Origin of the sequence: Bradyrhizobium sp., from assembly GCF_030693485.1 — a bacterium.
Lineage (GTDB): Bacteria > Pseudomonadota > Alphaproteobacteria > Rhizobiales > Xanthobacteraceae > Bradyrhizobium.
Genome location: NZ_JAUYAN010000247.1, coordinates 1 through 6,570, shown reverse-complemented (window position 1 = coordinate 6,570; position 6,570 = coordinate 1). Strand labels below are relative to the sequence as shown.

Annotated in this window: 7 protein-coding genes; 6 read left to right on the top strand and 1 reads right to left on the bottom strand. The window is 64.2% G+C overall.

Features of this window, described 5'->3' with window-relative positions; translation table 11 throughout:
* Positions 1–151: 151 nt before the first annotated feature.
* Positions 152–679, bottom strand: coding sequence for a hypothetical protein (locus tag Q8N40_RS18105; protein ID WP_305712787.1), 528 nt, complete (start codon positions 677–679; stop codon positions 152–154).
* A gap of 342 nt (positions 680–1,021) precedes the next feature.
* Between Q8N40_RS18105 and Q8N40_RS18100 the strand changes: the two genes are divergently transcribed.
* The 6 genes from Q8N40_RS18100 to Q8N40_RS18075 all read left to right on the top strand — a co-directional run.
* Positions 1,022–1,936, top strand: a complete 915-nt coding sequence (locus Q8N40_RS18100; RefSeq protein WP_305712786.1) for a branched-chain amino acid ABC transporter permease LivH — start codon at positions 1,022–1,024, stop codon at positions 1,934–1,936.
* Positions 1,936–3,261, top strand: a complete 1,326-nt coding sequence (gene livM / locus Q8N40_RS18095) for a high-affinity branched-chain amino acid ABC transporter permease LivM (RefSeq protein WP_305712785.1) — start codon at positions 1,936–1,938, stop codon at positions 3,259–3,261. Before Q8N40_RS18100 ends, livM begins: the two co-directional genes overlap by 1 nt.
* Entirely contained in the window at positions 3,258–4,091 is an 834-nt protein-coding gene (locus tag Q8N40_RS18090) for an ABC transporter ATP-binding protein (protein WP_305712784.1), read from the top strand. Before livM ends, Q8N40_RS18090 begins: the two co-directional genes overlap by 4 nt.
* A 128-nt stretch (positions 4,092–4,219) precedes the next feature.
* On the top strand, positions 4,220–4,630 hold the full coding sequence (locus Q8N40_RS18085; RefSeq protein WP_305712783.1) for an endonuclease domain-containing protein: 411 nt from the start codon (positions 4,220–4,222) through the stop codon (positions 4,628–4,630).
* The gene (locus tag Q8N40_RS18080) at positions 4,627–5,361 is read left to right on the top strand and encodes an ABC transporter ATP-binding protein (RefSeq protein WP_305321805.1); all 735 of its coding nucleotides are present in this window, start codon (positions 4,627–4,629) and stop codon (positions 5,359–5,361) included. Before Q8N40_RS18085 ends, Q8N40_RS18080 begins: the two co-directional genes overlap by 4 nt.
* 151 nt (positions 5,362–5,512) lie before the next feature.
* Positions 5,513–6,570 (top strand): branched-chain amino acid ABC transporter substrate-binding protein (locus tag Q8N40_RS18075; protein ID WP_305712782.1); only part of this gene is annotated, 1,058 nt, incomplete at its 3' end.

Here is a 6,570-nt window from a genome sequence, read left to right as displayed (position 1 = left end):
CGAATAAGAGCTTGTTGACCGACGTCTCTGGGTTCTGCTTCCACCCTTGCACGATCATCCCCTCTCATTCTTCTCCGCAATTCCTGGAGAAAACCCTTCCTCATGCCTCTACTCTTGACATGGGACATAAGAGGATGAGGTCGGTATTGGCTCAGGCGTTGTCCAGAATTCGCGGATGCTGAAGCGACAGCTCCGGCGATGCCGCGCTCGGTTCGGCCTGCGGCAAGGCCGGACGTTCGATCACCAGCACGATGGCGGTGCCGAGCAGCAGCAACAGTTCGGTCGCATGCAGCCGCAGCGCTGCGCTCTCGCCGACCTGCGAGGCCAGCACCATGCTGGCGAAACTGATCAGGCTGCCGATCGCCAGCGCGATGCCGAGCGCCTCGTCGCAGCCGCCGGTCTTGCGGATCGAGGCGCGGGTGAGGAGAACCACAAACAGCGCAAAGAACGCGACGACCGTGAGCTTGCCGAGCGCCAGCAGCCAGGCGAAGCGAACCGTGTTCAGCGCCGCCAGTTGCAGATGATCGCTGATGAACAGCGCCACCGATATGTTCGGCCGTTCATAGAGGCCGTGGATCGGCGAAACCATGATCTTGAAGGCGACGATGGTCCAGGTCGGGATGAAATAAGCCGCCAGCAGCGCGCCGTTGAATGAACTGATCCGCCAGTTTGTCGACATGCCGCTTCCCGCTTTTCCGCAGGCTCCGGACCGGAGCGGCGGCTTGCGGCGAGGTAACCTGCTTAAATTGCGGCGGGCAATTTAAACCATTTGTTTACCTTAACGGCGGGCGGCGGATCAATATACCGCCCCTCCCCCCGCGCTTGCGGGTGGTTCCGCCGGGATCATGGCGTGGCGGAGACAGGGTCCGGCCGCGGCACCGGGAACCGCGGCTTCAAAATGACCCATGTACAAGCCCCTGCCGCGCTGTTGCCGCACCCGGTTCCTTGCTGTTAGAAAATGACACGACGCGGCGTACCGGCTGCCGGGGCCACCGCCGCGTCATCCAAACAACGGCAGCGCATGGATTATTTCGCCCAGCAACTCATCAACGGCATCGCGCTCGGCTCGATCTATGGCCTGATCGCGATCGGCTACACCATGGTCTATGGCATCGTCGGCATGATCAATTTCGCCCATGGCGATATTTTCATGATCGGCGGCTTCACCGCGCTGATCGCGTTCCTGATCCTGGTCTCGTTCGGCCTCACCGCCGTTCCCCTGATCCTGCTGATCGTGCTGCTGGTCGCGATGGCGCTCACCGCGCTCTACGGCTGGACCGTGGAGCGCATCGCCTACCGGCCGCTGCGGCACTCGTTCCGCCTCGCCCCGATGCTGTCGGCGATCGGCATGTCGTTCGTGCTGACCAACTTCTCGCAGGTGGCGCAGGGCGCCCGGGTCAAGCCGGTGCCGCCAATCATCACCGGCGGCTACACGCTGTATGAGGCCGACGGGTTCGTGGTGCGGCTGTCCAACGTGCAGATCATCGTGGTGCTCACCACCATCGTGCTGCTGGCGCTGTTCACCTGGCTGGTGGCGCGGACCCGGCTCGGCCGCGACATGCGCGCCTGCGAACAGGACCAGACCATGGCTTCGCTGCTCGGGGTCGACGTCGATCGCACCATCTCGATGACGTTCGTCATCGGCGCGGCGCTGGCCGCCGTCGCCGGCATGATGTACCTGCTCTATTACGGCCAGGTTGATTTCTTCATGGGCTTCGTCGCCGGCATCAAGGCCTTCACCGCGGCGGTGCTCGGCGGCATCGGCTCGCTGCCCGGCGCGATGCTGGGCGGACTTTTGATCGGCCTGATCGAAACGATGTGGTCGGCCTACTTCTCGGTCGAATACAAGGACGTCGCGGCGTTCTCGATCCTGATTGTCGTGCTGATCTTCATGCCGACCGGCCTGCTCGGCCGTCCCGAAGTCGAAAAAGTCTGATGGCCGGCCTGAGCGCATCCGCGCCCGGCTCATTGGCAGCGCCCGGCGCAGCCTTCATCTTCAAGAAAGCCCTGGTCAGCGCCCTGGTGGCGCTGGTGCTGTTTTCGCTGATGATCGGCGTCCGCACCGAGGCGGGCTCTGACGGCCAGCTCACCTACTGGACCCGGTTCGGCGACCTCGCCATCATGGTCGCAACCGTGTTCGGCGGCAGCATCGTGGTCGAACTGCTGCGGCAGTGGTGGGGCCCGGTCGGCACCATCAGGATCGTGCCGCCGTCGGTACAGGGCGGCCTCGCCGTAGCGCGGCGCGGCATCGCGCCGGTGCTGCTGGTGTTCACCTTTCTGGTGCCGGTGATCTTCTACAACGAGCGCTACATTCTCGATCTCGGCATCCTGGTGCTGACCTATGTGATGCTGGGATGGGGATTGAACGTGGTGGTCGGACTCGCCGGCCTGCTCGACCTCGGCTATGTCGCGTTCTATGCCGTCGGCGCCTATTCCTACGCGCTGCTGGCGACCAATTTCGGGTTTTCATTCTGGATCTGCCTGCCGCTGGCCGGGATTCTCGCCGCATTCTGCGGCGTGCTGCTGGGATTTCCGGTGCTGCGGCTGCGCGGCGACTATCTCGCCATCGTCACGCTGGCTTTCGGCGAGATCATTCGCCTCGTCATCATCAACTGGCAGAGCCTGACCGGCGGCCCGAACGGCGTCACCGGGATTCCCCGGCCGTCCTTCTTCGGCATTCCCCTGACGCCTGGCGATGACGGACTGGCGGCCAGGCTCGGCATCGAATTCTCGACCACCCACCGCATCGTGTTTCTGTTCTATCTGATCCTGGCGCTGGCGCTGCTCACCAACTGGGTGACGATCCGGCTGCGCCGCCTGCCGATCGGCCGCGCCTGGGAAGCATTGCGCGAGGATGAGGTCGCCTGCCGCGCGCTCGGCATCAACACCACGACGACAAAACTCACGGCATTCGCGACCGGCGCCATGTTCGGCGGCCTGGCCGGCGCGTTCTTCGCCACGCGGCAGGGTTTCATCAGCCCGGAATCCTTCACCTTCCACGAATCGGCGCTGGTGCTGGCGATCGTCGTGCTCGGCGGCATGGGCTCGCAGCTCGGCGTCGCGCTTGCCGCGCTGGTCATGATCGGCGGTTTCGAGCTGTTCCGCGGACTCGAACAGTTCCGCATGCTGGTATTCGGGCTCGCGATGGTGCTCTTGATGATCTGGCGGCCGCGCGGGCTGATCGGCCACCGCGCCCCGACCGTGTTCCTGCACCACAGCCAGGCCATCTCGTCCGACCTCGTCAAGGAGGGGCACGGGTGAGCGCGGATTGCATTCTCAACGTCGACCAGCTGTCGATGCGCTTCGGCGGCATCGTCGCCGTCAACGACCTCACCTTCGGTGCCGAACGGCGCAAGATCACCGCCCTGATCGGGCCGAACGGCGCCGGCAAGACCACGGTGTTCAACTGCATCACCGGCTTCTACAAGCCGAGCGGCGGCAGCCTGAAGCTGACGCATGACGATGGCCGGCAGATTCAACTCGAGCGCCTGAACGATTTCCGGATCTCCAAGCAGGCCAGGGTCGCGCGCACCTTCCAGAACATCCGGCTGTTTCCCGGCATGACCGCGTTGGAAAACCTGATGGTGGCGCAGCACAATGCTCTGATGCTGGCGTCCGGGATGACCTTTCTGGGATTGATCGGCGCGCCGTCGTGGCGGGCCGCCGAGCAGCGCGCGATCGATCTTTCAAAACTCTGGCTCGAGCGCATCGGCCTGCTGGAGCGCGCCGACGACGCCGCCGGCAATCTGCCCTATGGCGACCAGCGCCGGCTCGAAATCGCCCGCGCGATGTGCACCGAGCCCGCGCTGCTGTGCCTCGACGAACCGGCCGCCGGCCTGAACGCGCGGGAAAGCGCCGCCTTGAGCGAATTGCTGCTGACAATCCGCGCCGATCACGGCACCTCGATCCTGCTGATCGAGCATGACATGTCCGTGGTGATGGAAATTTCCGACCACGTGGTGGTGATGGATTACGGCGTCAAGATTTCCGAAGGCACGCCAAAGCAGATCCGCGACGATCCCAAGGTGATCGCGGCCTATCTCGGCGCCGACGAGGAAGAAGCGATCGCGGTGATGGAGAGCGGAACGTGACCGCGCCGTCCGACACGCATCCCACCTCCCCCTGCAAGGGGGAGGTCGACCGCGAAGCGGGCGGGAGGGGGTCACGCTTTTCCCGCACAAGAGCCGTCACCGCACGGGCGAGAAATCTCCGCAGCAATATGACCGACGCTGAAGCTCGACTGTGGCGTGCGCTTCGGCGCGATCAACTCAAAGGTCTTCATTTCAGACGGCAGCATCCGATTGGATCATTCACGGTCGACTTCTATTGCCCGAGCCTCCGCCTGGCGGTCGAAGTCGACGGCGGGCAACACGCCGAACTAGTGAAACAGGCCGACGATCGCCGCACGGCCTGGCTTGGTGAGAAAGGCGTTGTGGTCGTTCGCTATTGGAACAACGATGTCCTTTCGAACCTGGAAGGTGTCCTCAGTGATCTTCTCCGGCATGCGGAAAGACTTGCGCAAGCGGAGAAAACTCCCTCCCCGACCCTCCCCCTTCCAGGGGGAGGGGGAGAAGACGCCGCACCGCTTCCAATAACCGCACCGCTTCCAAGAGATGGGAGCGCGCCATGACCCAGCCCCTGCTCGAAATCCGGTCCCTGCGCGCCGCCTATGGCAAGATCGAGGCGCTGAAGGGCGTCGATCTGGCCATCAATCCCGGCGAGATCGTCGCCCTGATCGGCGCCAACGGCGCCGGCAAGTCGACGCTGATGATGACGGTATTCGGCCGGCCGCGCGCCCGCTCCGGGCAGATCCTGTTCGACGGCAACGATATCACCGGCGTGCCGACCCACGAGATCGCGCGGATGCGCATCGCGCAGTCGCCGGAAGGCCGCCGGATTTTCCCGCGCATGAGCGTGGCGGAAAACCTGCAGATGGGGGCCGACGCCACCGACTGCAGCGAGTCCGAGCGCGTCGTCGGGCTGGAGCGGGTATTGACGCTGTTTCCGCGCCTCAAGGAGCGCATGACGCAGCGTGGCGGCACCCTGTCCGGCGGCGAACAGCAGATGCTGGCGATCGGCCGTGCCCTGATGAGCCGCCCTCGCCTCCTGATGCTCGACGAGCCCTCGCTGGGGCTGGCGCCGCTGATCGCGCGGCAGATTTTCGACGCCATCCGGACCCTGAACCGGCAGGACGGACTCACCGTGCTGATCGTCGAGCAGAACGCCAACCACGCGTTGCGGCTGGCCCATCGCGGCTATGTCATGGTCAACGGCCTGATCACGCTGGAAGGCACCGGCGCCGAATTGCTGCAGCGCCCGGAAATCCGCGCCGCCTATCTGGAAGGCGGCCGGCACGCCTAGAGCCGGGCTGCGGCAAGATGCGGCGATTGAACCGTGGATTTGCCCGAAAATTGCCGATGACTTCGCGGCAAAATCAGCCGACAATGGCCGCGATTTTCGAACCCGGCGGGCTGCCGGGCAAGTCCCCTAGAGATCACCGCGAGGACCACCCATGAAATCATTGAAACTCATCGGCCTGGCATTGGGCGCGTCATTGGCGCTGTCGACGACAGCCTTGGCGCAAGACATCAGCATCGCAGTGGCGGGCCCGATGACGGGCGGCGAATCCGCATTCGGCCGGCAGATGAAGAACGGCGCCGAACAGGCGGTGGCCGACATCAACGCCGCCGGCGGCGTGCTCGGCAAGAAGCTGGCGTTGCAGGTCGGCGACGATGCCTGCGATCCCAAGCAGGCGCGCTCGGTGGCGGAAAAGTTCGCCAGCGCAAAGATCCCGTTCGTCGCCGGTCACTTCTGCTCGTCGTCGTCGATCCCGGCGTCGGAAGCCTATGCCGACGGCAACGTGCTGCAGATTACCCCGGCCTCGACCAACCCGCTGTTCACCGAGCGCAAGCTCTGGAACGTGGCGCGGGTCTGCGGCCGTGACGATCAGCAGGGCCTGGTCGCCGCCGACTTCATCGCGAAGAACTACAAAGGCAAGAACGTCGCGATCCTCAACGACAAGACCACGTACGGCAAGGGTCTCGCCGACGAAACCAAGAAGGCGCTGAACAAGGCCGGCATGACCGAGAAGCTGTTCGAATCCTACAACAAGGGCGACAAGGACTTTAACTCGATCGTGTCGCGCCTGAAGCGCGACAATATCGATCTGGTCTTCGTCGGCGGCTATCATCAGGAGTCAGGCCTGATCCTGCGCCAGATGCGCGATCAGGGCCTCAAGACCGTGCTGATGGCGGGCGACGCGCTGAACGACAAGGAATTCGCGTCGATCACCGGCCCGGCTGCCGAAGGCACCCTGTTCACCTTCGGTCCCGATCCGCGCAAGAAGCCGACCGCCAAGGCCATCGTCGACAAGTTCAAGGCCAAGAACATCGATCCCGAAGGCTACACGCTCTACACCTACGCCGCGATGCAGGTCTGGGCGAAGGCGGTGGCCAAGGTCGGCTCGACCGATCCGAAAAAGGTGATGGAGGCGATCAAGGCCGGCGAATGGGACACCGTGCTCGGCAAGTTGAGCTTTGACGCCAAGGGCGACATCAAGGTGATCGACTA